Annotated in this window: 22 protein-coding genes and 1 riboswitch; of the genes, 8 read left to right on the forward strand and 14 right to left on the reverse strand. The window is 38.3% G+C overall.

Annotated features, from left to right (window positions below; genetic code table 11):
* Positions 1–4: 4 nt before the first annotated feature.
* The 4 genes from HCN54_RS04845 to HCN54_RS04860 all read right to left on the reverse strand — a co-directional run bounded on the left by HCN54_RS04845 (position 5) and on the right by HCN54_RS04860 (position 4,117).
* Positions 5–1,330, reverse strand: coding sequence for a TolC family protein (locus HCN54_RS04845; RefSeq protein WP_167596776.1), 1,326 nt, complete (start codon positions 1,328–1,330; stop codon positions 5–7).
* A complete protein-coding gene (locus tag HCN54_RS04850) occupies positions 1,320–1,943 on the reverse strand; it encodes a TetR/AcrR family transcriptional regulator (protein ID WP_167596777.1) in 624 nt (207 codons plus the stop codon). The genes HCN54_RS04845 and HCN54_RS04850 overlap by 11 nt, the downstream gene beginning before the upstream one ends.
* A 137-nt stretch (positions 1,944–2,080) precedes the next feature.
* The gene (locus tag HCN54_RS04855) at positions 2,081–2,374 is read right to left on the reverse strand and encodes a hypothetical protein (protein ID WP_167596778.1); all 294 of its coding nucleotides are present in this window, start codon (positions 2,372–2,374) and stop codon (positions 2,081–2,083) included.
* A gap of 87 nt (positions 2,375–2,461) precedes the next feature.
* A complete protein-coding gene (locus tag HCN54_RS04860) occupies positions 2,462–4,117 on the reverse strand; it encodes an ABC transporter substrate-binding protein (RefSeq protein WP_167596779.1) in 1,656 nt (551 codons plus the stop codon).
* A gap of 196 nt (positions 4,118–4,313) precedes the next feature.
* On the opposite strand from HCN54_RS04860, the gene mtaB reads away from it, so the two are divergent.
* Positions 4,314–5,657 (forward strand): tRNA (N(6)-L-threonylcarbamoyladenosine(37)-C(2))-methylthiotransferase MtaB, encoded by a 1,344-nt coding sequence (gene mtaB / locus HCN54_RS04865; protein ID WP_167598836.1) that lies wholly within the window; start codon positions 4,314–4,316, stop codon positions 5,655–5,657.
* A 51-nt stretch (positions 5,658–5,708) separates the two neighbouring features.
* Here the strand turns inward: mtaB and HCN54_RS04870 are convergent, their stop codons facing one another.
* Positions 5,709–6,008 (reverse strand): N-acetyltransferase, encoded by a 300-nt coding sequence (locus HCN54_RS04870; RefSeq protein WP_084673114.1) that lies wholly within the window; start codon positions 6,006–6,008, stop codon positions 5,709–5,711.
* A 152-nt stretch (positions 6,009–6,160) separates the two neighbouring features.
* Between HCN54_RS04870 and HCN54_RS04875 the strand changes: the two genes are divergently transcribed.
* Positions 6,161–6,811 carry an alpha/beta fold hydrolase gene (locus HCN54_RS04875; RefSeq protein WP_167598837.1) on the forward strand — a complete coding sequence of 217 codons (651 nt, stop codon included), beginning with the start codon at positions 6,161–6,163 and terminating at the stop codon, positions 6,809–6,811.
* Between the two features lie 39 nt (positions 6,812–6,850).
* Positions 6,851–7,804, forward strand: a complete 954-nt coding sequence (locus HCN54_RS04880) for a lytic transglycosylase domain-containing protein (protein ID WP_167596780.1) — start codon at positions 6,851–6,853, stop codon at positions 7,802–7,804.
* A 209-nt stretch (positions 7,805–8,013) separates the two neighbouring features.
* On the opposite strand, the gene HCN54_RS04885 is transcribed toward HCN54_RS04880, so the two are convergent.
* Both HCN54_RS04885 and HCN54_RS04890 read right to left on the reverse strand, forming a co-directional pair.
* Entirely contained in the window at positions 8,014–8,718 is a 705-nt protein-coding gene (locus tag HCN54_RS04885; protein ID WP_072982585.1) for a TlpA family protein disulfide reductase, read from the reverse strand.
* Between the two features lie 229 nt (positions 8,719–8,947).
* Positions 8,948–9,505 (reverse strand): hypothetical protein, encoded by a 558-nt coding sequence (locus HCN54_RS04890; RefSeq protein ID WP_072982584.1) that lies wholly within the window; start codon positions 9,503–9,505, stop codon positions 8,948–8,950.
* 215 nt (positions 9,506–9,720) lie between these two features.
* On the opposite strand from HCN54_RS04890, the gene rpmH reads away from it, so the two are divergent.
* The 3 genes from rpmH (at position 9,721) to HCN54_RS04905 (ending at position 13,561) form a co-directional block, all read left to right on the forward strand.
* Positions 9,721–9,879 carry a 50S ribosomal protein L34 gene (gene rpmH, locus HCN54_RS04895; protein WP_072982582.1) on the forward strand — a complete coding sequence of 53 codons (159 nt, stop codon included), beginning with the start codon at positions 9,721–9,723 and terminating at the stop codon, positions 9,877–9,879.
* 110 nt (positions 9,880–9,989) lie between these two features.
* Positions 9,990–12,842: a carbamoyl-phosphate synthase large subunit gene (carB, locus tag HCN54_RS04900; RefSeq protein ID WP_167596781.1), complete on the forward strand. Its 2,853-nt coding sequence runs from the start codon at positions 9,990–9,992 to the stop codon at positions 12,840–12,842.
* A 125-nt stretch (positions 12,843–12,967) separates the two neighbouring features.
* Positions 12,968–13,561 carry a T9SS type A sorting domain-containing protein gene (locus HCN54_RS04905; protein WP_167596782.1) on the forward strand — a complete coding sequence of 198 codons (594 nt, stop codon included), beginning with the start codon at positions 12,968–12,970 and terminating at the stop codon, positions 13,559–13,561.
* A 165-nt stretch (positions 13,562–13,726) separates the two neighbouring features.
* On the opposite strand, the gene HCN54_RS04910 is transcribed toward HCN54_RS04905, so the two are convergent.
* The 6 genes from HCN54_RS04910 to HCN54_RS04935 all read right to left on the reverse strand — a co-directional run bounded on the left by HCN54_RS04910 (position 13,727) and on the right by HCN54_RS04935 (position 19,120).
* Positions 13,727–14,221, reverse strand: coding sequence for an acyl-CoA thioesterase (locus HCN54_RS04910; protein ID WP_072982881.1), 495 nt, complete (start codon positions 14,219–14,221; stop codon positions 13,727–13,729).
* 72 nt (positions 14,222–14,293) lie between these two features.
* Complete coding sequence (locus HCN54_RS04915; RefSeq protein WP_167596783.1) at positions 14,294–14,662, reverse strand: 6-phosphogluconate dehydrogenase; 369 nt, start codon at positions 14,660–14,662, stop codon at positions 14,294–14,296.
* 22 nt (positions 14,663–14,684) lie between these two features.
* Positions 14,685–16,022, reverse strand: a complete 1,338-nt coding sequence (locus HCN54_RS04920; RefSeq protein WP_167596784.1) for a DNA recombination protein RmuC — start codon at positions 16,020–16,022, stop codon at positions 14,685–14,687.
* Positions 16,023–16,211: 189 nt separating this feature from the next.
* Positions 16,212–17,000 carry an ABC transporter ATP-binding protein gene (locus HCN54_RS04925; RefSeq protein ID WP_167596785.1) on the reverse strand — a complete coding sequence of 263 codons (789 nt, stop codon included), beginning with the start codon at positions 16,998–17,000 and terminating at the stop codon, positions 16,212–16,214.
* Between the two features lie 4 nt (positions 17,001–17,004).
* Positions 17,005–18,033: a FecCD family ABC transporter permease gene (locus HCN54_RS04930; protein WP_167596786.1), complete on the reverse strand. Its 1,029-nt coding sequence runs from the start codon at positions 18,031–18,033 to the stop codon at positions 17,005–17,007.
* Positions 18,026–19,120 carry an ABC transporter substrate-binding protein gene (locus tag HCN54_RS04935; protein WP_240924947.1) on the reverse strand — a complete coding sequence of 365 codons (1,095 nt, stop codon included), beginning with the start codon at positions 19,118–19,120 and terminating at the stop codon, positions 18,026–18,028. Before HCN54_RS04935 ends, HCN54_RS04930 begins: the two co-directional genes overlap by 8 nt.
* Before the next feature lie 145 nt (positions 19,121–19,265).
* Positions 19,266–19,513, forward strand: a riboswitch (cobalamin riboswitch).
* 29 nt (positions 19,514–19,542) lie between these two features.
* Between HCN54_RS04935 and HCN54_RS04940 the strand changes: the two genes are divergently transcribed.
* On the forward strand, positions 19,543–21,378 hold the full coding sequence (locus HCN54_RS04940; RefSeq protein WP_167596787.1) for a TonB-dependent receptor plug domain-containing protein: 1,836 nt from the start codon (positions 19,543–19,545) through the stop codon (positions 21,376–21,378).
* Positions 21,379–21,389: 11 nt separating this feature from the next.
* Positions 21,390–22,454, forward strand: coding sequence for a YncE family protein (locus HCN54_RS04945; protein ID WP_240924948.1), 1,065 nt, complete (start codon positions 21,390–21,392; stop codon positions 22,452–22,454).
* Between the two features lie 80 nt (positions 22,455–22,534).
* On the opposite strand, the gene HCN54_RS04950 is transcribed toward HCN54_RS04945, so the two are convergent.
* Positions 22,535–24,031 carry a S41 family peptidase gene (locus tag HCN54_RS04950; RefSeq protein ID WP_167596788.1) on the reverse strand — a complete coding sequence of 499 codons (1,497 nt, stop codon included), beginning with the start codon at positions 24,029–24,031 and terminating at the stop codon, positions 22,535–22,537.
* Positions 24,032–24,049: the final 18 nt, after the last annotated feature.

Raw genomic sequence — 24,049 nt, forward strand, 5'->3', positions numbered from 1 at the left:
AGGGTTAATTTTGAGAAAATTGCTTGGTAAGTACGCCTTCGGCACTTAAAAGTTGATAATAGGTTTGGGTAATGTCTGCCTTAGCGTACGTCAGATTAATGTTGGCTTGCAGTTGCTGCACATCGGCTTCCAGAAGGTCATTAGTATCAGAAAGTCCGTTATCGTATTTATCTTTTACGATGCGGTAGTTTTCTTCAGCTTGCTCCTTAGAAACTTCATAAACTTCAAAAGTGTTTAAAGCGAGATTATATTCAGCAAAAGCATTTTGTGCATTTACTTTAGCTTGGGCAGTAGCTTCGTCAATTTGGTAACGTAACTGCTGAGCCTGACTTTCGGCTAATTTAACGTTAGCCTTAGATTTAAAAAGGGATGCGAGGTTATAAGAAACGCCTACACCTACATTCATCGCATTGGTTACGGTGAGTGCATTATTGAGATCCAACGCGATGTAACCACCCACTAAAGCCAGAGACGGATAATAATCAGCCTTAGCTACTTTAATCTGATCTTGAAGAGCTTCTTCTTGAAAATCTAAAGCTTTAAGATCATTTCTATTTTCGGTGGAAGGAAGTCCGCTTGCGACCGGTGTTACTGCATTTACCTCAGTGCTGATCTGTGTTTCTTCGGGTAATTTTAGAAGGGCATTCAGCCTGTAATTCAAAATTTTGGCGTTCTTTTTTGCTTCCGCCAGAGCGAGCTCAACATTGGCTTGTTGAAGCTGTGCTTTTAATAAATCATTACGTGCTAATAAACCATTTGCTTCCATATTGCTGAAATCGGTCACCCGTTGATTGGCGCTTTTGAGATTATCTTCAAACAGCCCAATGGTCGCATTCGCCTTATACAGATTTAGATAGGTTTGTATCGCACGCAACGCCAGTTCTTCTTGATCATTGGCCGCGTTATAAATTGCAGCCTGTAATTTATTTTCACTTGCAGAAATACTATTCTTAAGCTTAAAGCCCGAAAAAAGCGGCATACTTACATTTGCAGAACCTAACAACAGCCCGTTGACATCAGGAGAAGCCGTTGCCTGCTCTTCACTGTTTTCGCCACTTGTAGTACTCACGGGAATTTGCAGTTTCACATCTGCATTGGTCAGATATCTGTATTGTCCTGAAATATCAACGTCAGGATACTGATTATTTTTTGTGACCTTAAGCGCTTGTTGCGCCTGAGTGACTTGGGCGGCGTTAATTTTTGACGCATCACTTGTGGTTAAAGCCATCTGTACAACATCATCAAGCGAAAGATTTTGGGTCTTTTGCGCTTGACTTACAAACAGGCTAAAAAATAAGGGGATAGCTGTGATTATAAATCTAGTCTTCATAGGTAATTAAAGCATTAAGCATTTTTTGAATATGCTTAGTAAGGGTGGTTTCAATGAATAATTCTTTGCTCTCTGGCGTGTTTAAACCGTAGCTTTCTTCGTAAAACCTCTGGTTGTAATGAAAATGAAAATAAGTGCCGAGAATAGACGGGATCAATAAGGGGATTTCAATATGTTTTTTAAACACGTGGACTTTTTGACCTGCCTCGATAAACTTGGTCACCGAATCAAGGTTTTTCTTTTTCTGAGATAAATAATGTTCAAAGGTGAGGCTACGAGCATTGTTGGTGAGCTCGTTATGCACAATTTTATAAATGCGGTTATTTTTATGAATGCGCTTCACATACAACGCCACAATTTCATTTAAACGATCGGGGTAGGAGCGGTCATCCTGAGCGATAATTTCATCAAGATTCACTTTAAATCCAGACATACGATGCACCACCATATGCTCTAGAAGTTTTTCTTTAGAGCCAAAATAGTAGGAGATCATCGCGATGTTAATCCCAGCTTCTTTTGCGATGAGCCGTACCGAAGTACCGTCAAAACCATATTCAGCAAATAGCTTTTCAGCTACTTGAACAATCTCTTTTTGTTTGTCATTGAGTTCCATGAACGAGTAAAAATTGAGCGCACAAAATTAAACGTTTGTTTAAATTAAACAAACGTTTAATTCCATTCTTAAATTCTTTTAACCTAAAACGATTGAGAAAATGTGCTATCGCAGCCGCTAATGGAGAACAATCGGGATTAAATTAAAGGAGTGCCTGAATCTAGAAATAGCCACAGAATAAGCGCTGCTAGCAGAACCAGACTAATGATCGTTAGCACAGCAACTTTCTTTTTATAAGCGTGTGCATTTTGTTGAATTTGCTTTTTGACTTCTGCTAAATCCTTGTCATTTGATTTTTTGAAAACCAATTTAGAGGAAGCGTTCTGGGAAGCTGTATTCGTTAGATGCTTGCTGTCAAAACGCGAGGTTCTTTCTCGCTTGTTATTTTTAAGCGTAGCCAACATTGCCGCAACCGAACCTCCAAATCCCATAATCAACAGTTTAAAAGTAAATTCTATAAAAGTATGTAGTACCTAAGTGTATTATTGGTTGAGATTTATAGCTTTTTGTTACACCATTTATTGCATTTTAGCGGATTTTCTAACCCTTTTCAATACCAGAAAATCTTGCGGATTGGCTTTAAGTCCGGTGACATTTTTAGGAACAAATTTGATAACCTGATCATAATACAAGGTTACAAATGGCGCGTTTTCTAAAATAATAGAATCCATTTTTTCATATAAGACTTTTCGTTTTTCAATATCTGAAAATTTAAAGCTCGCTTCATACAAACTATCAAAAGTTTGATTTTTAAAATGGGTATAATTGGGGCCGTTTGGCGTGAAATTTTTACTGTAATACAGCGAAAGGTAATTTTCAGCATCCGGGTAATCTGCAATCCAGCTGGCTCTAAATGCATCAAGTTTTCCGGTAGATTTTAATTGCCGAAGGGTAGAAGGAGGCATCACATCTATGATAATATTGAGACCAAGTTTGCCCAACTCGCGTTGAATATATTCGCAAATGTCTAAATATTGACTGTTTGTGCCAATGGTAATGCTAGGCGTTGCGTTGCCGGTTTCTTTAATATATTGATTGATCAAATCTCGGGCTTTTGCCGGATCATACTCAAACCCTGGGGAGCCGTAGCCGGGCAAACCTTTTGGGATAAAGCCTGCATTTGCCGGTGTACCTATGCCATTTCTGAGGTATTTGATCATTTTTACACGATCAAAACCATAGTTAACAGCTTGGCGCAACAATTTAGATCTGACTTCTTCAGATTTGCTGTCTAAAAAGAAACCTAAGTATTCTGTATTTAAAAAAGGGCCGGTTATGGTTTTTACGCGGTCTTTATAATTGTCTTTGAGCTTTCCGGTGGCGGTAAGCAATTCGTCTTTATAGGAAGGATCAAGACTGTTCAACATATCGAGATTTCCTTGTGCAAACTGCAAAAACTCACTTTGTTTATCAGGAAGAAAAGTGATCGCGACGGCTTCTAAGTATGGAAGTTGATTTCCATCGGCATCGTATTCAAAATAGAGTTCGTTTTTCCGAAGCACTAATTTCACGCCTTCTTCCCAACGCTTAAATTTAAAAGGGCCGGTGCCCACAGGATTTCTACGAAATTCATTGCCGTAAAACGCTACGATTTCCTTGGGAACCACAGAGCAGTAGCGCATAGTTAAAAGGCCTAAAAATGCCGGAAATTCTTTTTTCAAGGTAATGCTTAAGGTGGTATCGTTTACCGCACGATACTGCTCAACATTATTTAATACCCAACTTCCCGGTGAGGCTACCGCAGCATTCTTTAAGCGGTTAAAACTGTAAACAAAGTCGCCGGCAACCACGCTTCGGGTACTGTCTATGGTTTTAAACTGTTTGTGTTTATGAAAATAAACATCATCCCGTAAGGTAAATGTGTAGGTTTTAGCATCCTCGCTTACCGTCCAAGATTTAGCAATGTCTGCAACAATATTTAAAGAATCATCTTGTTGCACTAGACCATTAAATAATTGATTTGTAGGCCATATTATTGGCGGATTTCTAGCGAAAGCTGGATCAAGTGTGGCAACATTATAATGCTCATTGTATCTAAAAACGTTTAGGTCATTCTCGGCTTCTGCTTTTGAATTACATGATACAAGACATAAAAACAATATTCCGATAATAAAAAAAGGCGCGTGAGCTAAAGATTTTAAAAAAGAATTAAGCTTCAGAAAGGTTAAAGTCATAAACGAACATTTGGTCAAAGGCTCAGAGCTTTTCAATTTCGAGGGTAGTCTTGAAGGTTATGAATTCCTTCGATGCTGCCAATAAATCTATAAACTTGAGCAAGAGCAAAATTGTAGTTAACTTTGCACTTTTAAATAAACAGGGTACTAGGCGTTTTAAGCAAAACAAAAGTAACCAATTGTGAAGAAGATTGTAATGAACGAAGCAGGGAAAAAAGTAGCGTTTTACACGTTAGGATGTAAACTTAATTTTTCAGAGACGGCGACTATTTCACGCAGCTTTAAAAATGAAGGTTTTGATCGTGTCGATTTTAGTGAGTCGGCTGATATATATGTGATCAATACGTGTAGTGTTACCGAAAATGCAGACAAACGTTTTAAAACAATTGTTAAGCAAGCGCAAAAGGTAAATCCTGATGCTTTTGTAGCGGCAGTAGGTTGTTATGCACAATTAAAACCAGAAGAACTTGCTGATGTTGATGGCGTTGATTTGGTACTCGGAGCCACCGAAAAATTTAAGATCACAGATTACCTCAATGACTTATCTAAAAATGATATGGGTGAGGTACATAGCTGTGAGATCGAAGACGCAGATTTTTATGTAGGTTCTTACTCTATTGGCGATCGTACTCGTGCTTTTTTAAAGGTTCAGGATGGTTGTGACTATAAATGTACGTATTGTACAATTCCGCTTGCACGTGGAATTTCGCGAAGTGATACGCTTGAGAATGTCTTAAATAACGCACGTGAAATTTCGGCTAAAGGGATCAGAGAAATCGTGTTAACCGGGGTAAACATTGGCGATTACGGAAAGGGTGAATTTGGAAACAAAAAACACGAGCATACGTTTTTAGACCTGGTTAAAGCATTAGATCAGGTTGAAGGTATCGAGCGACTACGTATTTCAAGTATTGAACCCAATTTGCTGAAAAATGAGACCATTGTGGTGGTCGCAAATTCAAGAGCTTTTGTGCCACATTTTCATATTCCGCTGCAGAGTGGAAATAATGAGATGCTAGGTAAAATGCGCCGTCGCTATCAACGCGAACTCTATGTAGATCGTGTGGCCCAGATTAAAAAGTTAATGCCTGATGCGTGTATAGGAGTGGATGTTATTGTTGGTTTTCCTGGAGAGACAGATGAACACTTTTTAGATACTTATAACTTCTTAAATGCGTTAGATATTTCTTACCTCCACGTCTTTACGTATTCTGAAAGAGACAATACCTTAGCAGCAGAGATGGACGGAGTTGTTCCTTTAAAAGTAAGAAAAAAGCGCAGTAAAATGTTGAGAGGGCTTTCAGCTAAAAAGAGACGTGCATTTTATGAATCTCAAATAGGTACGCAGCGAACTGTATTATTTGAGGGCGAAAACAAAAAAGGATACATACACGGTTTTACCGAAAATTATGTGAAAGTAAAAGCGCCTTGGGATCCGGCACTTGTAAATACTACTCATAGTATAGAGCTAAAGGAAATAGATGATGATGGTATGGTGCGATTTGAATATTGTACCGAAACTACTGAAGTTCTAGCATAAAGAAAGCCTGTCTAAATAGACAGGCTTTTTACTTTAATGTAGAAGCGACACTTAGATATTTATACCTACCGGCAATAAATTTTTGTACTTTCTACGGTTAGACCTCATGAATTTTGCAATTTCAGGACTGGTAGGAACTAGCCTAATATTGCGATCTTCGACTTCTTTAAATACAGCAACGATAAAATCATTCATTCGATCTTCAGTGCCCTCAGGCATATGAATCTTGGTTAGAAAAATTTTCCGATCCTGAAGCGAATATTCAATTTTTGCCAACTTCTCATCAAAGGTGGTTTCAAATTGTCTTAAAAACTCGTTATCTGTTAATTCAATCGCTGTCATTACATCCATATAAATTGTTTTAAGAAAAATAGTTTACAATGCTCGATAAGGTTGTAGTTGGGGTGAAATAGGGAGCTTTTGTAATAGGCATATCAGTAAATATACAAAAAATAAGCCAAAATTTTTAGCAGTAGTCTGTTAAACCCTTAATTTTGAATGCTATGATACACGTGTATTTAATGCCGGGAATGGCGGCTAATCCTAGTATTTTTGAGCATATAAAACTGCCCGAAAAAAACTATACGCTTCACGCACTTTCTTGGAAGATCCCACAACCTTCAGAAACCTTAGAAGATTACGCTAAGCGAATGCTTGAAGAGGTTAAAGAGGCTAATCCTGTTTTGTTAGGTGTAAGTTTTGGTGGCGTACTGGTACAGGAAATGGCAAAATTTATTACGTATCGTAAACTTATTATCGTGAGCAGTGTAAAATCTAAGTTAGAACTGCCTAAACGTATGCGCTTCTGTCGTGCTCTGGGACTTTATCGCATTGCGCCTGTGAGTCTGGCGCGCAATGTAGACACGCTTGCTAACTATGCGATAGGAGATCGGTTAAAACACAAAGTAGAGCTTTATCAAAAATACCTTTCAATCACAGATCCTGTTTACCTTACTTGGGCGCTAGAGCAAATGCTGTGTTGGGATCAAGTAAAATGCAAAGAAGATCTTGTTCACATTCACGGTACCAGCGATCCTGTTTTTCCGTATAGATATATTGATAATTGCATCCCTATTCCGGGAGGAACACACGCGATGATAATTACTAAGTGTAAGTGGTTTAACAAAAACTTGCCTAAGATTATCGAGAATTAATTGCTAATTTGCGATCAAACTTCAATACAAAAATTTGCTATGATCAATATAAAAAATATACTCGCCGGTGTTGGGCTTGTTGCTACTACTGCAGTGTGTGTACAAGCTGTACAGCAAGATAACACAACAACAAATGCAGATCCTGAAATAAAGAAAACAGATAAACTGGTTAATGACTATAACGTATATGCGATTCCGTTGCCTGACCAGTTAGAGTTTGCAGGTGAGGCGGTGCCTCTTGATAACCCAGATATACGAGAGCGCTTAGATCGTGAACTTTTAGTCAATACTTACTGGCAATCCAATGGGTTGTTGTTGATTAAAAGAGCAGCAAAATATTTCCCGATTATCGAGCCTATTTTAAAAGAAGAAGGTTTGCCTGATGATTTTAAATATTTAGCTGTTATTGAAAGTGGTTTGACACAAGCAGTTTCTCCTGCACGTGCCACCGGATTTTGGCAAATTTTAAGCAGTACCGGAAAAGAACTTGGTCTTGAAGTAAATGATAATGTAGATGAGCGGTATAATGTGGAATTGTCAACGCGCGCAGCTTGTAAATATCTAAAGAAGTCTAAAGCTAGTCTAGGAAGTTGGACGCTTGCAGCAGCGGGTTACAATGCGGGTAATGCCGGAATGAGCAGAAGATTAGACCAGCAGGATGTAAATGGGTATTACGATTTGCTTTTGGGCGAAGAGACCGGAAGATATGTGTTTAGAATTCTGGCGTTAAAACAGATCTTATCAGACCCAGAACGCTATGGATTCAATTATACGCAGGAGGATTTATACAAAGATGTACCGTCATATAAGGTGAAAGTAGATACTGTAGTGACCGATTTTGTAAAGTTTGCACAACAGTTTGGGCTCAACTATAAAATTTTAAAGCTTCACAATCCTTGGTTGCGTGAAGATCATTTGAATAATGCGTCGCGAAAAGAATATCAGATAGAAATTCCTAAGGAAGGTTATTATAATGCCAATATTGGTCAGTAGAAAACCGAAGCGCAGGTGTAATAAAAAAGCGGGAACTTTTTTAAGTTCCCGCTTTTTTATTGGCGCCGCCAAAGCATTTAATATTTCGTTTTGATAGCTGTCAGGGTGCCACAAAATTATTTTTTTGCAATTAATGCCTCACTTGGTTATTAGGTAGTTTGCTGGTGCCATTAAAGTTTATGACAAACAGCGCATTACTTTAATCTAGCTTAGAAGGTTGCTAAAGATTCTGGTAGCTCATTAATGTTGATGTTGTGATCAATATTAATAGCTGCGATCTGCCGGCTTAAAAAAGTGATATTTTGATTGAATAATTGACTCTCCGAAAGATTCATTTTATTTGGAGGTCTGCGATTAATATCAAGAATTTCGCCATCTGCACCCATCACAAAACTTAGAGAAAGCCCTAAAGCGTGCTTTAATAAATTTACAGTTTGCATATGCTTATTCTTGGTTTCATCCACATATACGATGTGTATGTTCTTATCAAAGCTCTTGGCCAGTTTTCTCACAGTATCTTTAGAATCCCAGAAGAGCACAACAAAATCAACAAGATCACTATAGCGTTCAACCATCTTATTTAAAACCGGAATCTCACCCTCACTAGGAATGCACCAAGAGGCATACGTAAGCAGAATTGTAGGTTTATCAAACTCTTCGGTTGAAGCGATACCGCTATTAAAACGTTCAAATTCTAAAGCGTCAATGTAGGACCCTTGTAAATGATCTTTGACCAAAGAATCAAATAAAGATTTTGCATAGTCAAATTCGCCCGATGCTAGAGCAGCATCAACTCTAGAATTATACGTGTTGATCGTTGAATTTAAAGCTTCTGAAAAAAGTATTTTCTCATTTTCCTGAGCGTTTAAATTCCATAGCGATATAAAGAGAAGTATAAGTAAAGTTCTTGGCATATAGTTAGTTTGGTATTTTAACAAAATTAGCTTTTGAAAATACCCTGTAAAAAACTTCTCGTTCAAACGGTGTAAATACTAGATGAAAGTCTAAGGGTTTGGTTTGCAATGTGTTTTGAAACTAAAAAAGCTCCTGATCAGGAGCTTTTTTATGCTTGTGTGTTGATATTAAAATGTATCAACCTATATCAATTGTATATATATTTATGTGTAGCAGTTTTTAAAACAATTAGCGACGGCCACCGCGCCCATATTGTTGGCGTGGCATATTTGCAGCCTGCTTCATTTGCTTTTTCATCATTTTAATCTGCTCGTCAAGCATATTGTGCTTGTCTAATTTTTTAGCTTCTGCTAGCAGTTTATCTGCTTCACGTCTTCTGTTTTTGGTCATTGCGATCCCGGCAAGATTTATTTTTGCCATTGCCAGATCAGCATCCATACTTAAGCCTAGTTGTACGGCTTTTTTGAAGTATTTTTCAGACTGAATCATATTAGTCTGTGAAAGCATTAAACCATTTAGATAGTTATAATAGCCATTTTGTTTACGTACCAACGCGGCTTCAGGATTCTTAATCTTGTCAAGCCATTTTTGAGCACCGGCAAAATCCTGCTTTCTCAGGCGTAAAAATGCCAGAATTAAAATTTCATTTTTGAAATAAAGCAATACAAAAATAGCCGAAAGTAGAATGAGCATTATGCCATTACCTATTGAACGATCTATGATTTGCCATACCGCTAAACCGAAAACGAGAACGGCAAGTACTAATTTTATATTTTTGTTGAACATATTGTAGATTCTAAAAACGGAATAATACTCCGATAAATAGGGTGAAAATTGATGTTTTAATTGAGCGTGCAAATGTAATAAAAACAATCTAAAATATTTTATACTTTCTGTTTGTTGAATTAGAAAGTGTTTGTATATTTGCGCCCAGCTTTTGAGAAGGCTATTCTCAAAATTTAAACAGAGAAAAGTAAAAGGAAGATTAAAGAAGATATAAAATGAAAAGAACGTTTCAACCTTCAAAAAGAAAAAGAAGAAATAAGCACGGTTTCCGCGAGCGTATGGCTAGCGCAAATGGTCGTAAAGTCCTTGCTCGTAGAAGAGCTAAGGGAAGAAAGAAAATATCTGTATCTTCTGAACTAAGACATAAAAAATAATTGGTGATTTACCATTGTTAAAATATTAAGGTGTTACTTTTATTAGTAACACCTTTTTTTATAAATACCCCAACCGTATTTTTACATAATACTTCTAATCTGAGACTATAATGCCAAAAAACGAAAACCTTAAATCTATTTTAATTATTGGTTCTGGACCTATTGTAATAGGCCAGGCGTGTGAATTTGATTATTCGGGCTCTCAAGCTTTGCGCTCCTTGCGTGAAGATGGGATCGAAACGATTCTTATAAACTCTAACCCGGCAACGATAATGACTGATCCTGTTATGGCAGATCACGTTTACTTATTGCCCCTGACTACAAAATCTCTGGTTAAGATCTTAAAAGAACATCCTCAAATTGACGCAGTACTTCCTACAATGGGAGGTCAAACCGCTTTGAACCTTTGTATTGAAGCAGACGAAAAAGGAATTTGGGAAGATTTTGATGTAAAGATCATTGGTGTTGACATTGATGCGATCAATATCACAGAAGACCGCGAGAAATTTCGTGAGTTGATGCTTAAAATAGGTGTTGGTATGGCGCCTCAGGCTACAGCAACATCATTTCTTAAAGGAAAAGAGATCGCGCAAGAATTTGGTTTTCCGTTAGTAATTAGAGCGTCATACACTTTAGGAGGGGCAGGAGCTTCAATCGTATATAAGCCTGAAGATTTTGACAGACAACTTAGTCACGGTCTGGAGATCTCGCCTATACACGAGGTGATGATCGATAAAGCATTAATGGGTTGGAAAGAGTATGAGTTAGAGCTTTTACGTGATAAAAATGATAATGTAGTTATCATTTGTACCATTGAAAATATGGACCCAATGGGTATTCACACCGGTGACTCAATTACTGTGGCTCCGGCTATGACACTAAGTGATAGTACCTTCCAAAGAATGCGTGATATGGCGATCCATATGATGCGATCTATTGGAGATTTTGCAGGTGGATGTAATGTGCAGTTTGCGGTAAGTCCTGATGAGAAAGAAGATATTATTGCGATTGAGATCAATCCACGGGTATCACGTTCTTCTGCTTTGGCGTCTAAAGCAACCGGTTATCCTATTGCAAAAATCGCTTCTAAACTGGCTATTGGCTATACTTTAGACGAGTTAGATAATCAAATTACCAAATCTACTTCGGCTTTATTTGAGCCTACATTAGATTATGTGATCGTTAAAATCCCACGATGGAATTTTGACAAGTTTGAAGGTAGCGACCGCACTTTAGGTCTTCAGATGAAGTCTGTGGGAGAAGTAATGGGTATTGGTCGTTCTTTTCAGGAAGCGCTTCACAAGGCAACACAATCTCTTGAAATTAAACGTAACGGTCTTGGAGCAGATGGTAAGGGTTATACCAACTACGATAAGATCATTGAAAAGCTTACTAATGCAAGTTGGGATCGTGTATTTACCATTTATGACGCGATACAAATGGGTATCCCTCTAAGCCGTATCCACGAGATCACCAAAATTGATATGTGGTTCTTGAAGCAATTTGAAGAACTAGATGCGCTTGAAAAAGAGATTTCAAAATATAAAATAGATACGCTTTCTAGAGATTTATTACTTGAGGCAAAACAAAAAGGTTTTGCAGATCGTCAAATCGCACATATGCTAGATTGTCTAGAGAGCGATGTTTATAACAAGAGAGACGAACTCAAGATCAATAGAGTTTACAAGTTGGTAGACACTTGTGCAGCAGAATTTGTGGCGCAAACGCCTTATTTCTACTCAACTTTTGAAAGTGATATGGAGCTTGCTTCAGGAGAGCGTTTTTCTCAGAATGAAAGTAAGGTTTCAGATAAGAAGAAGGTAGTCGTTTTAGGTTCTGGGCCTAACCGTATAGGTCAAGGGATCGAATTTGATTACTGCTGTGTTCACGGGGTTTTAGCTGCCGCTGAATGTGGTTACGAGACCATTATGATCAACTGTAACCCGGAAACGGTTTCAACTGATTTTGATACTGCAGATAAGCTTTACTTTGAGCCGGTGTTCTGGGAGCATATTTATGACATTATTCGTCACGAAAAGCCAGAAGGTGTAATCGTTCAGTTGGGTGGGCAGACTGCTCTTAAACTTGCTGAAAAATTAGATCGCTATGGAATTAAGATCATCGGAACGAGCTATCAAGCTTTAGACTTGGCTGAAGATCGTGGAAGCTTCTCTAGATTGTTAAAAGAGAACAACATTCCTTATCCAGAGTTTGATACTGCTGAGACTGCTGAAGAAGCACTTGCTGTAGCTGATAGATTAGACTTCCCAATTTTGGTGCGCCCTTCGTACGTATTGGGTGGACAAGGTATGAAGATCGTGATCAATAAGGACGAACTAGAAGAAACTGTAGTAGATCTTCTACGCAAAATACCAAATAACAAGCTACTTCTTGACCACTATCTTGATGGTGCAATTGAGGCTGAAGCAGATGCGATCTGCGATGGTGAAAATGTGTATATCATAGGAATTATGGAGCATATTGAACCTTGTGGAATTCACTCTGGAGATTCAAATGCTACGTTGCCTCCTTTTAACCTCGGAGACTTAGTGATTCAGCAGATCAAAGATCACACGCACAAAATCGCTTTAGCACTGAATACCGTTGGTCTTATAAATATTCAGTTTGCAATTAAAGATGATAAAGTATATATCATTGAAGCTAACCCAAGAGCATCTCGTACTGTTCCGTTTATTGCAAAAGCATATGGCGAACCTTATGTAAATTATGCGACTAAAGTAATGCTGGGCGAGAAAAAGGTTACTGACTTTGATTTCAAACCAAAATTAAATGGATACGCGATCAAGCAGCCTGTTTTCTCTTTCAATAAATTCCCTAATGTGAATAAAGCTTTAGGTCCAGAAATGAAGAGTACCGGTGAAAGTATCTTATTTATAGATAGTTTGAAGGACGATGAGTTCTATGATCTATATGCTAGAAGAAAAATGTATTTAAGTAAATAATTTTTGCAACATTAAACTGCGTTGAACGTCTTTAAGTAAAGAATAGTATAATTATCACATATTTTTAGCATTTTAATGTGAGAGTTGTTATATTTTTACAATGACCTCAAACACAGTGATATGGCATGAAATTTACTTGGTTTTACATTTTTATATTCATAATTGGGACCACAATTTGTGCTCAAGAAACTCACGTAATTCAGTGGGCTTCTGGTTCTCAGGCGTTGCAATCTACACTAGAGGTTGAAGTTGGAGATAAAGTAAAATGGATTTTTGATGAGCCTATTCCTCAAAATTTATTGAACACATCTCTTAAGGCTTCTTCAGATTTTGGAACGCGTGAATTGTTGGGCAAAGGTTCGGTTTATGAATATATTTTTTCAGATAAAGGAATCTACACGTTTCAGAGTGGAATAAATAAGGAGTTGAAAGGAACCATTCGCGTTACTGATAATGCTTCGATCTTAAGTCAGACAAAAGATGGCTTTAAAATTTATCCAAATCCTGTAAAGGATAGGATCTATTTTAAAAATCCTGACTTGTCAAATTCGGTCGAAATTACATTTTACGATGTACTTGGCAAGATGGTAAAGCGAGACGCTATAAACTCCGGGATGATTCAAGGAGGAATGGATGTAAGCCGACTTAAGCGCGGCGTTTATCTGGTTCAAATAGATAACGGGGAACGCTCTTTTACACAGAAACTGATAAAAGATTAAGAATTTATATTTAGATGAAAAGAGGAGCCTTAATGGCTCCTTTTTTTATTGATGCTCCCAAGGGTTTAAATATGCTGTCTAGATAGCGATCAGGATGCCTCTAATCTAATTAGAAAATTTGTTTCCAATTAATGTTTCACAGGCTGGCTCTGAGAAATTTTGCGTTTAATATTCTAGCTGCACTTTATGTGAATTACGCAGAATTTCTAAATCTTCGATACGCAACTCGGTTTTTTTAGAAGTTTCATTGCGATGATTTTTTTTCATTTCCTGCCTGTTTAGACTTTTCAGAAAGCGTCTTACTTGTTTTTCTGTTTTTAAAATCAGCCCGGGTACAGGTACACTTTTTCCGGAGTCATCTTTGGCGACCATTGTAAAATAACTCGAATTGCAATGTTTAATGGTTCCGCTGTGAATATCTTCGGCTTCTACACGTATGCCAACCACCATCGAGGTGCGTCCCACAAAATTTACTGATGCCTTCATCACAACGAGTTCGCCAACTTCAATAGGTCTTAAAAAATCAACAGTATCTACAGACGCAGTCACACAATAATTACCAGAATGCTTAGAGGCGCACGCAAACGCAATTTGATCCATTAGCGATAAAATATAGCCTCCGTGTATCTTTCCGCTGAAATTAGTATGCGAAGGCAACATGAGTTCGCTAATCGTAACCTGCGACGCTTCAATAGTTTTAAATTGATCCAATGCGATGAGTTTTATGGGTTTTTAGTTTCGGTTAAAATGCGGTGAATTTTCTTTGGTTACATCGGTAACAAAGTACTTGGTATCTCCCCAAAAAATAAAGGTCGCATAACGCTCTACATAAGTAAGCTTCACATAATTCCCTTGATAGTCTTTCAGTTTCTGAATCATTTCTTCTTCACCATCCATCACTGAAAAATCAAAGATCTGTGCACCGCTGATCCCTTGACTGATCTGGCCTTCCCAGGTTTTTGAAAGTACACCCTTTCTACTGAATTTTATGAGTTCGCCTGCACGCGTACCTTCACTATAGGGTACAAAATAAATAAAGGAATAATAGAGTATTGCGAGTAGCACAATTCCACCTAAAACAAAACCAAGTAATTTTTTCATAATCTTTTGCTAGCCTTCAAATTTAGTCATTAGCTTTTGCAGTAGCATCGTCTTCTTCAGCAGACTTTAATAATTTTTGATCGAGTTGCTTACTTGTGATAGCTCCTAACTTCTTTAATTTCTCAACACGGTTGATCAGATTCCCCTTACCGGTAAGTTTTACCATGCTTCGGTCGTAAGTGTTGCGTACCGTATCTAGTTGCAGTCCTATTTTAGTCAATTCTTCGGTAAGCAGGGTGAATGAATCATAAAGCCGTCCCGCGTGGGTAGCGATCTCAATTGCATTTTTTTTCTGCCGGTCGTTTTGCCATAAATTTTCAACTAGGCGTAATGCAGCCAGTAGGGTAGAAGGCGTCACAATAATTACATTTTTATTAAAAGCATCTTCATACAATTGCGGGTGATGCGCCGAAGCCAGTGCAAATGCAGGCTCAATTGGGATAAACATAAAAACCGTATCCGGACTTTCTTCAAGCAGCAGTTGATAATTTTTAGCGCTTAACGTAGCTATGTGCTGTTTTACAGATGCGATGTGCTGTTTGAGGTAAACTGCTTTCTGAGTTTCTTCAGTTTCTGAAACGTAGCGCTCAAAGGCCGTTAAAGACACTTTACTGTCTATTATCATTTTTTTGCCATCGGGAAGATGAATCAATACATCGGTTTGCAAGCGTTTTCCTTGTTCATCAAGATGACTGTCCTGTACGGTATATTCTCTGTTTTTTGCAAGACCCGATTTTTCAAGAATGCGGGTTAGAATCAATTCGCCCCAATTTCCTTGCATTTTTGCATCACCTTTTAAAGCTTTGGTCAGGTTGTCTGCATCTTTGCTCATTTGCAGATTAAGTTCTGCCAAGCCTTTAATTTGTTGGCGTAATTCACTGTGTCTTACTAGACTTTCTTTGTTGGTTTCTTCAACTTTTTTCTCAAAACTTGAAATGCGTTCTTGAAGAGGTTTTAAAAGCGTATCAAGGTTTTCTTTATTCTGAAGGGTGAACTTTGAAGATTTTTCATCAAGTATTTTGTTTGCAATGATCTCAAAATCTTTAGTGAATTTTTCTTGCAGCTGCTCAAGTTCGCTCGTCTTCTCTTTAAACTGATGTTGTAAACTTTCAAAAGCTACATTGCGAGCAGTTAATTCGTTCTGAAAAAACTCTTTATCCTCCTGAAGTTGATCCTGTTTTTTGAGTAAGTCGGTTTTAGCTTGATCAAAGGTATTGCGCTGATCTTGCAATAAATTGATGCGCTCTTGAAGAATAGCGGTGTTTGTTTTTTGTTTTAAGGAAGCAATAAAATAGCCTAGCACCGTTCCGCCAAGAAGTGCCACGAAAGTTATTATAAGAAAGAGAAAACTTTCAGTCATATTTGAATTGATATAGAGGAAATTAAGCTAGAAAATCAGCATCTAGAAGTTAGACTTCCATTTGCTCTTAATATCCAAATATACTATTTGAACAGGTATTAAGTGATGCCAAAGCACATAATCCTTGAAGCTTGAAATAAACTATAAAGTAATGTTCAAATTGATTTTTTGTGAGCCAAAAAAGATTTTTTACTTTATAAAAAAATGTCGGGAATTCTGATCAAAGCCAATGCTATTGCTTGGGAATAGTTGGTTAAAAACGCCATCAGCAATGAGCAGTTGGGGAGTGTTTTGCTGTGCTTTTTCATTTTGAATTACGATCATTTCATCGCAAAGCGAAAGAACCAATTCTATATCGTGCGTAGTGCACAATACCGTTTTATGGTGCTTATGCGCGATCTCACTCAGCAACGTAAATATAGAGGCTTTATGGTGTAAATCTAGATGTGTTGTAGGTTCGTCAAGCATAATGATGGGAGTATCTTGAGCTAAAGCTCTTGCAATCAAAGCGCGTTGAAATTGCCCATCGCTCAAAGCATAACAAGGAGTGTGCTGAAGTGCTTCAAGCTGTGTGGACGCAATAGCCTGATCTATATGTGTTTTATCGTGTGCTGAAAGTTTCCCTAGCCAATTGGTATAAGGCTGCCTTCCCAGCGCAACTAATTCTAGAACGCTCAGGTTTTTTGAGATCTGCTGTCCGGTGAGCACAACGCTGATGAACTTTGAACGCGCATCGGTTGAAAGTTTGTTAAGCGGGACATCATTCAATATAATAGAACCATAGAGTGGTTTTTGTAAACCAGCAAGACTACGCATCAAAGTAGACTTTCCGGAACCATTGATACCAACCAAAGTGGTGAACATACCGGGTTTTAATTGAAGATTGGCGTCTTCGACTATTGGTTTTTCTAATGAGGAAGAGGTATAACCCACTGAAAGCGCTTCGCATTTGAGTAAAACTGATTTAGCTTGTTTCATAGGATTAGAATAATAGTTTTTTCTTCCGAACGAGTAGCCAGATTACAATGGGAGCACCTATAAGCGATGTGATCGCATTGATAGGCAGTGTAAATTCAAACCACGGCATCTGAGCGATAATGTCGCAAAAAAGCATCAGCACAGCACCTCCCAAAATACAGGCAGGCATTAAAACCCAATGATTGGAAGCGGTAAACCATTGCCGAATCAAATGCGGAACAGCAAGACCCACAAACGCGATTGGTCCTACAAATGCGGTTAAGCTTCCGGCTAAAATACTTGTAGCGATTAAAATGATGAACCGGCTTTTTTTTAGGGAAACTCCCAAAGTCTGCGCATAATGGTCTCCTAACAATAAACTATTCAGGCTTTTCGTAATGCTCAGCGCGAGTAAAATGCCAATAACATAGCAAACCGAAAGAATGCCCAAAGCGGGCCACGAAATATCTCCTAAGCTACCAAAGGACCAAAACATATAACGCTGTAAATCTTCAGCCGGACTAAAATAAGCGAGAATACTTACCACTGCCGATGTAAGGCTGCCAAACATCAGCCCGATGATGAGTAGCGCCATCGCATCGCGCACTCGGGCAGCCACGAGAATCACGATACTCAGTACGGCAAAACTGCCTAAACTCGCCGCGAGGATGGTTCCCCAGCCGTTTGGAGCAAGAATGGCCGTCAGCCCCAGAGCACTTCCACCTAAAATAAAAAATGCAACACCAAGGCTTGCGCCGCTACTGATCCCCAACACAAACGGGCCGGCAAGTGGATTCTTAAAAAGCGTTTGCATCATCAAACCCGCAACGGCTAGTCCGCTACCGGTCATCACTGCAGCTAAGGCTTTAGGTATGCGGTAATCAAGAATGATGTATTTCCAGGCTTCTTTTACGTTCGCTGGATCAAAAAATATATCAAAAATCGCCTCTATAGGAATCTTTACAGAACCTAAGGCTATATTTGCTAAAAACAGCAACAGCACCATTGCGGTTAGCAAAATAAAACGGGTGCTATGCTTTTTTTTATTAGTCAAGTGGAAAGAAAAAATGAGGTTTACCAGCCTGTTTCAACTCCGGATGAAAAATTCCGATTAAATCTTCTAAAACCCAATCAGGGCGGGAAGGAGCGAGCTCATAATACAGCATTCCGCCGGTAGCACCTTTAGCTTTCGCAAAACTGTAAATGCTTTTGTTCTTGTAGGAATCAAACTGGGTATACACATCATTAGCTTCTGCAAGCGCCTCATAACTCGCAAAAGCATTGGGAGCGATCCAGAATGCTGCGGTCTGACTCTTATCTAAAACCGATTCAACACTTAGTGCTTCGCTTCCGGTTCCCTCGGTATCTGCATATAAATATGCAGCGTTAGCATCGGCAACCAGTTGGGCCGCCCAGCTGTCGCCTTTGGGTAAATACCAGACATCTTTAAACATAGCTCCGCTTAACACAGTGGGTTTATCTTTAGCAGCTAATGCTTTTTCTTTAAGATCAGTATAGCGCGTTTCTATATGCTTAAAAATAGAGTCTGCTTCTCTTTCTTTGTCATAAAGCGCAGCAAAAAATTTGATCCATTCTGCCTGGCCTAGCGGTTGGTGCTCCGTCCAATCTCCATTGTAAAGCACAGGGATTCTGGCTCTTTGCAAAGAACTTAAAGTTTTGTTTTCGCCTTCAACGCCAAAACTTACCACCACATCAGGATCAAGATCAATGGCTTTTTCGGTGTTTATAGATTCGTTTTGGCCTAATTCGGTGATTGCTCCAGAATCAATTAAAGCGCGGGTTTTTTCTGAAGAAATGTAATCGAGATTAGGAAATCCTACCAGAGATTGTTCAACGCCTAAAAGTTCTAAAGCCGGAATATGCGTAGTTGACGTTACCACGATAGATTGAATAGGTACGTGAATCACAGCATCGACTTGAATGCTGTCTGGAACTGTCTGACCTTCTTTCAATAATAAATAATTAAAAGTCTTGTCACTTTCAGGCCAGGCATTGGTAACGCTTAGAATTGTATAGGAATTATAGGTTTTAAGTGTGAACCCTTGAGCATATTCAATCGTATTTTGAGACGCAGTCTGAAGTGTTTCAGCAGAATTTTCGGTATTCTTTTTACAAGACACAACGTTTAAAAACACAATGCAAAGGAATATTGAAAGAAGATTTTTGATCAAAATTTAAAGTTTAAAAGGATCTGGTGTCATTTCTATAAAAATTCAAAAGTAAGATTAATAAAAAAAAGGAATGCAAACTAAGCTATTTGATTAACTTCGCACCACGATTTTTGGTGGCCATTTTCATTGATGAGAATGCCTTAAAAGGGAATCAGGTACACTAAATTTTGAATAGAGAATTCTGAATTCAGAATTAATGGAAGCCTGAGCTGTTCCCGCAACTGTAAGCTTAGTTCTTTTTAGAACGGTAAAGATTGCACTTACACCACTGTCCTTTTTGTGATGGGAAGGTTTAATCTTTATACGCAAGCCAGGAGACCTGCCAGAACGCGTAGTAACAAAAGACTTTCGGGTTAAAGGTCTGGAGCAGTATGAACATAAGAGTTTTCTATTTTTTCTTAGCATTAGGGCTATGCGTTGGTTTTACGTATGGGCAAAACACTACGTTTACCGCCTTAGATTCTGTGTATATCACAGATCTAAAACTAAAGCAATACTCTACCGGGCGCGCAGTCTTACAACTGTCTGATGGCATTACCCGCCTCAACAGACCGCTGCTGACCAATACGTTAAATTTTAATTCTCCCATCTATTTTAAAGAAAACGGACTAGGAATGGTGTCTTCACCATCTTTTAGAGGAACTACTGCATCTCAGACGGCTGTTATCTGGAATGGGATCAACATCAATTCGCAGTTTAATGGGCAATTAGATTTTAATACCGTAAACAGTGGCGCTTATGATGAGATCGCTGTGCGCGGCGGTGGCGGAAGCGTTGTTTATGGAACGGGAGCAATTGGCGGAAGCGTGCACTTGAATACTCAACTGGAGTTTATAAAACAGCAGGAGCATAATTTGTTTTTGCAGTATGGAAGCTTTAATACTCGCGATGCGCGCTATCAATTTAAATTAGGAACAGAGGTTTATAGCTTGAGTATAGCTTTAGCACACAATAGTAGTGACAATGACTACGATTATCCGGATGGCGGGACAAATTTGAACGGAGATTTTCAAAACACAGCACTTAATGTAGGTTTAGGGTTTAAACTCAGTCGTCAACATAGCCTGCGGTTTTTTAGCGAAGTTTTTGACGGCGAGCGGCATTTTTCGCTGATCAGAGCTTCTGAAACCCGAACTAAATACGATGATCTCAACACGAAGAATTTACTAGAGTGGGAGTATGATTTTTCAAATTTCACGTCCATCGCGCGACTGGCCTATTTAGAAGAATATTATAAATACTTCGGAAATTTAGATTCTGATAATTTTTCCTTCGGAAAGGCAAAAACCACGATTGCTAAATACGATCTTACCTATGCTTTTTCTGAAGCGCTCTCGATAAATTCGGTGTTGACCAATACGTATACATCAGGAGAAGGGTCAAGCTTAGGTAATAACTATCGCAATATTTTTTCGGCAGCAGTTTTAATTAAGCATCAGCTAAAAAATGAGCTGGATTATGAATTGGGTTTTAGAAAAGAAATCACCAATAATTACGAAAGTCCGTTTTTGTTCTCGGTGGCTGCCAGCAAAGCATTTTCAAAGCATTTCAGCCTCAATTTAAGCGGTTCGCGCAATTTTAGGATTCCAACTTATAATGACTTGTACTGGTCAGGCGCAGGGAATGCGGAGTTGCTTCCTGAGAAATCGCTGCAAGGTCAGTTAGGAGCGAGCCTCACCATAGCCAATTTTAATCTGAATCTTACCGGATATTACAATTCAGTTACGGATATGATTCGCTGGTTACCCGGTAGCGACGGCGTATGGCGCCCGCGTAATGAAGATGAAGTACGCATTTACGGAGCAGAAGCTATCGCGAATTGGTCACAAAAAATAAATGCGCATTCCCTGAATATTTATGGAACCTATGCTTACACGATTTCTGAAAATGCACAAACGGGAAACCAATTGATCTACGTGCCTTATCATAAAGCTACGGCCGGACTTGACTATGACTTCAAGCGATTCAATACCGGCATACAAGCGATGTACGTTGGCGAAGTGTTTACACGTAGTGATAACAATAGCCGGTATAATCTGGACGCGTATGCTGTGGCCAATTTTAGCTTAGGGTATTCTTTAGGTAAAGAGAAAAATTATGAGTTGGGTGCACGCGTAAATAACGTGTTTAATGCCGAATATCAAAGTGTGGTAAACCGCTGGATGCCCGGGCGAAACTTTAGTCTGTATTTAAATTTAAAACTATAAATCAAGCAACTATGAAAATTAATAAACTAGCACTTTTTGCGCTTTTAGGCGTATTTGTACTGAACTCGTGTTCTAATGATGATGACGCGTCAGAACCACTTCCGGAAGGGGATTACACAGATGGTTTTTTTGTGTTGAATGAGGGAGGAATAGGTACGGTTACCTATATCAGTGATGATCTTAGTACCGTGGAGCAAGACATTTTTGCAAGCGTAAATCCAAATGCAGCTGATTTAGGAGCATATACTCAATCCATATTTTTTGATGATAATGATAGAGCATATATTATCTCTAATGGATCAAATCTAATTACTGTGGTAGATCGTTATACTTTTGAGTTAATTGATGTGATAGATGAAGGTTTAACCGTTCCGAAGTACGGGGTTGTATATAATGGTAAAGCCTATGTAACCAATAATAATACGTTTAATGATTATACTTATGACAATGATAATCCTCCAGCTAGTTATGATGATTTCATTGCGGTAATCAACTTAGAAACATTATCTGTAGAATCAACTATTGAGACAGATAGCTATACCGAACAAATTGAAGAAGAAGATGGACTGATCTATGTAAATGGTTCTTCTTTTGGTTACGGAAATACTATAAATGTGATAAATCCTTCTTCTAACACTGTTGAAAGAACAATTTCTACTGCTTTTGGTGTCAATTCTTTTGATATTGAAGACGGTTCTATTTATGCTCTTTCTAGTAATTCTTATGAAGTGTTTAATAAAGATAATGGAGAGCAAATAAGCGTTTTAGAATTTGCAGATTTGAGCGGAGCATCAAATTTAGTCTTAGAAGATGACCAAGCTTATTTCACCATAGATCGATCTGTTTATGTTATGGAACAAAACAGCATAACTGAGCCTACTACTACACTTCTTACCTACAGTTCAACATCTCAATATGGTGCAATGTATGGTTTTGCAGTGGAAGATGGTCGTATATATATCGCTGACGGAGGAGATTTTTCTTCTGATAGCTTTGTTGAAATCTATTCAACGAATGGAAGTTTATTAAAAAATATAACGGTTGGACTAGGTCCCAACGGTTTCTACTTTAACTAAACATATTAAAGTTTAAAACGCATAGAAAAAAAATCCGCTGAGTTATCAGCGGATTTTTTTTATGCTATATACATCAAACTTTATTTCTTGATTTGCGGCACTTCATTAGCATACATTCTTTGGAATGTAGGCTGGTTCATATCAGTCTCACCTACTAATTCATAAGCAGGACCAGCTTTCCTTTTAGAGCTGGTGTGGCTTCTACCTAGAATTTGATCTAAAGCCAGACTTAGTAATGGTTCGCTTTCTTCACCTAAAGTTCCTAGGTTAGCCAAATCTTCTTCTAACTCAAAATCAGGTACAATTCCAGTTGGAGGACCTACGGTTCCGTTAGCATTAGCATAGGTGTAGATCAAAGGTTGAATTGCATAATTATGATCTGGATTCACGTTTTGTTTAGTAAAGTTATCTCCATCATAAAGTGTTACAGATGCTTGAAACTTACCAACAGTTGTAGTTCCTATCGTTTTTACGTCAATATAAGGACGAAGACCAATAATCGTTAATTCACTCGCAGAAGCGGTACTTCCGGTTCCTATAACATAAAGTCTAGTAAGGTTTAAACTGTTAATCGCTTCGCCAGTTCTTATTTGCCCATCAAAACGGTCGATTAAGCTTTCAGGACTTTCAGACTCAAAATAAGCTTGAGCCTCTGCATTCCATTGTTGTTTAGTAATTACTTCACCTTCAAATTGTCCGGTGATCATAGAAGTCAAATCAATGGCACTTGCAACAGAACCACCACCATTGTAGCGAAGATCTAAAACAAGATCTGTGATTCCATCAGCTTTAAAATCAGCAAAAGCTGCGTTGAGTTCGTCATCATAATCGCCTACATAAGAGTTATACATTAAATACCCAATTTTTTGACCATCAATGTCTAACGTCTTTGCAATTAAAATAGGATTTTCTGAAAAACCTTCTTCTTTAGTAAGTGTAACCGAAGTTCCCGTAGCGCTCACTGTATTATTAGCAATAGTTGCCAAACCTAAAGTATAACTATCTTGAGCAAGTAATGTTTGATAGTTGCTGAGGTTCATTTGTGTTCCATCAATTGTTAAGAATAAATCTCCTCTTTTGATTGCTGTAGCCGAAGCATTAGAATTGGGCGCAACATAGCGCACGTAACCAAAAATATCATTGGAGTTTGAAAAGCGAACTAAACTGTATTTAAGTCCATTACTTTTGCTCACTCCGGAAAAACTGTTCTCTAGAGCTACATAATCATCCGTCATAAAACTAAAACGATCTTGCTCTGCAACGAGGTCGTCATAGTAAAAATCTTCAGGAACTGTATTCTCTGCAAGGTACTCTACATAGGTATCTACATCAGTGAAGTAATCATCAGCAAGCTCTGGGATATCTGCCTTGTAGAGATAATAGAGATTCATCGCCAGATACATAAAATCCTGTATGGGGTAGTCTGCACGATCAAGCGTTTCTTCCTCCTGTTCAGGTTCTTCTGGTGCGGGTTCTTCAGTTTCAGGTTCCTCAACCACTTCTGCTACATCATCATCGTTAGAACACGCAGAAAAAATCAATACACTTAATAGAAATACAAGAAAGTTCTTTTTCATGTTAAGGGGTTTAAATTA

This window comes from Leeuwenhoekiella sp. ZYFB001 (assembly GCF_011784865.1).
Taxonomy (GTDB): domain Bacteria; phylum Bacteroidota; class Bacteroidia; order Flavobacteriales; family Flavobacteriaceae; genus Leeuwenhoekiella; species Leeuwenhoekiella palythoae.

Coding starts and splice junctions, on each gene's coding strand:
- HCN54_RS04850 (WP_167596777.1), bottom strand. CDS start 1,943: ATGGAACTCAATGACAAACAAAAAGAGATTGTTCAAGTAGCTGAAAAG.
- mtaB (WP_167598836.1), top strand. CDS start 4,314: ATGAACGAAGCAGGGAAAAAAGTAGCGTTTTACACGTTAGGATGTAAA.
- HCN54_RS04875 (WP_167598837.1), top strand. CDS start 6,161: ATGATACACGTGTATTTAATGCCGGGAATGGCGGCTAATCCTAGTATT.
- HCN54_RS04945 (WP_240924948.1), top strand. CDS start 21,390: ATGAAAATTAATAAACTAGCACTTTTTGCGCTTTTAGGCGTATTTGTA.
- HCN54_RS04925 (WP_167596785.1), bottom strand. CDS start 17,000: ATGAAACAAGCTAAATCAGTTTTACTCAAATGCGAAGCGCTTTCAGTG.
- HCN54_RS04870 (WP_084673114.1), bottom strand. CDS start 6,008: ATGGATGTAATGACAGCGATTGAATTAACAGATAACGAGTTTTTAAGA.
- HCN54_RS04880 (WP_167596780.1), top strand. CDS start 6,851: ATGATCAATATAAAAAATATACTCGCCGGTGTTGGGCTTGTTGCTACT.
- HCN54_RS04860 (WP_167596779.1), bottom strand. CDS start 4,117: ATGACTTTAACCTTTCTGAAGCTTAATTCTTTTTTAAAATCTTTAGCT.
- HCN54_RS04920 (WP_167596784.1), bottom strand. CDS start 16,022: ATGACTGAAAGTTTTCTCTTTCTTATAATAACTTTCGTGGCACTTCTT.
- HCN54_RS04890 (WP_072982584.1), bottom strand. CDS start 9,505: ATGTTCAACAAAAATATAAAATTAGTACTTGCCGTTCTCGTTTTCGGT.
- HCN54_RS04950 (WP_167596788.1), bottom strand. CDS start 24,031: ATGAAAAAGAACTTTCTTGTATTTCTATTAAGTGTATTGATTTTTTCT.
- HCN54_RS04855 (WP_167596778.1), bottom strand. CDS start 2,374: ATGGGATTTGGAGGTTCGGTTGCGGCAATGTTGGCTACGCTTAAAAAT.
- rpmH (WP_072982582.1), top strand. CDS start 9,721: ATGAAAAGAACGTTTCAACCTTCAAAAAGAAAAAGAAGAAATAAGCAC.
- carB (WP_167596781.1), top strand. CDS start 9,990: ATGCCAAAAAACGAAAACCTTAAATCTATTTTAATTATTGGTTCTGGA.
- HCN54_RS04905 (WP_167596782.1), top strand. CDS start 12,968: ATGAAATTTACTTGGTTTTACATTTTTATATTCATAATTGGGACCACA.
- HCN54_RS04885 (WP_072982585.1), bottom strand. CDS start 8,718: ATGCCAAGAACTTTACTTATACTTCTCTTTATATCGCTATGGAATTTA.
- HCN54_RS04910 (WP_072982881.1), bottom strand. CDS start 14,221: ATGTTGCCTTCGCATACTAATTTCAGCGGAAAGATACACGGAGGCTAT.
- HCN54_RS04845 (WP_167596776.1), bottom strand. CDS start 1,330: ATGAAGACTAGATTTATAATCACAGCTATCCCCTTATTTTTTAGCCTG.
- HCN54_RS04915 (WP_167596783.1), bottom strand. CDS start 14,662: ATGAAAAAATTACTTGGTTTTGTTTTAGGTGGAATTGTGCTACTCGCA.
- HCN54_RS04940 (WP_167596787.1), top strand. CDS start 19,543: ATGAACATAAGAGTTTTCTATTTTTTCTTAGCATTAGGGCTATGCGTT.